1 protein-coding gene is annotated in these 1,039 nt (G+C 73.5%); it reads right to left on the bottom strand.

All coding sequences use genetic code 11. The annotated features are described in order from the left end of the window. Nucleotides 1–17: 17 nt before the first annotated feature. Nucleotides 18–1,039, bottom strand: a 1,022-nt coding sequence (locus ACMZ42_RS27315) for a thioesterase domain-containing protein (protein WP_415733470.1), incomplete at its 5' end; no start/stop codon positions are given.

Here is a 1,039-nt window from a genome sequence, read left to right as displayed (position 1 = left end):
CTCGAGATCCGTGGTGTTCATCTCGATCCCTTCACGAGCAGAGCGGCCAGCACATCGATGTGCCGCGCTTCGAGGACCGCGTGGTGGCTTCCGGCGATCCGGTCGACGCGAACTCCGGCGGGCGCGAGAGTCCGCCACCCGTCGAGGTAGTCCTGGTAGGTGTGGCCTGCGGTCACGGTGTGGCGGCCGGAGGCGGCCTCGTCCGATATCACCAGGCCGACGGGGCCGGGCAGTTCGGCGTAACGATGGGCGGAGGTGGCCGTGTGGACGGCGTGCCAGATGGCCAGCCGCTCGGTGAGTGCCTCGGCGAGGTCGTCGGTGAGGGCCCCGGCGGGGATGCCGCCCGGGTCCGGGGCACCGGTCCCGATGCCCGCGGCGCGCAGCAGGACGCCGAGCTCCGCCGCCGCCTCCGGCGTGCGGGCCGTCAGCAGTTGCCGTGCGCGTACCAGATAGCCGTCCTCGGTGCTTCCGGCGTCCTCCGCCGCCGGGTCGATCAGGGTGAGCACCGGGGCCGGGTGTCCGGCGGCGACGAGGTGGCGTGCCATCTCGCAGGCGATGGCCGCGCCGGAGGACCAGGCCACCATCCTGTGCGGTCCGGCCGGCCGGGCCCGCAGCAGCTCGGCCGTGTAGCGGCCGGCCAGCTCCGGCACGGTGGCCTCCCCGGCGGCCGCTTCGAACGCGGCGACCGCGATCCGGCCCCTCAGGTGCTCGGCGAGCGGCAGGTACCAGTGGGCGCTGCCGCCCACCGGGTGGACGCAGAACAGGGCGTCCTTCCCGTCGTCGGGGCTCAGCCACACCAGGGGACCGCTCGCGCCTCCCCCGTCGTCCGCCGCTCCTTCGACACGGGCGGCCAGCTCGGCGACCGTACGACATTCCAGCAGGTCGGCGGCGGTGACGGCGATGCCCTGGGCACGGGCCCTGGACACCGTCCTCAGCAGCAGCAAGGAGTATCCGCCGAGCCGGAAGAAGTCGTGGTGGACACCGATCCGTCCGATGCCCAAGACCTCGCTCCACACGGCGCACAGGGCCTCTTCGAGCC

It is taken from the genome of Lysinibacillus sp. NPDC056185, from assembly GCF_047737915.1.
Lineage (GTDB): Bacteria > Bacillota > Bacilli > Bacillales_A > Planococcaceae > Lysinibacillus.
Note: the sequence above shows the minus strand (reverse complement) of the source record. Positions and strands in the feature narration are given on the sequence as shown.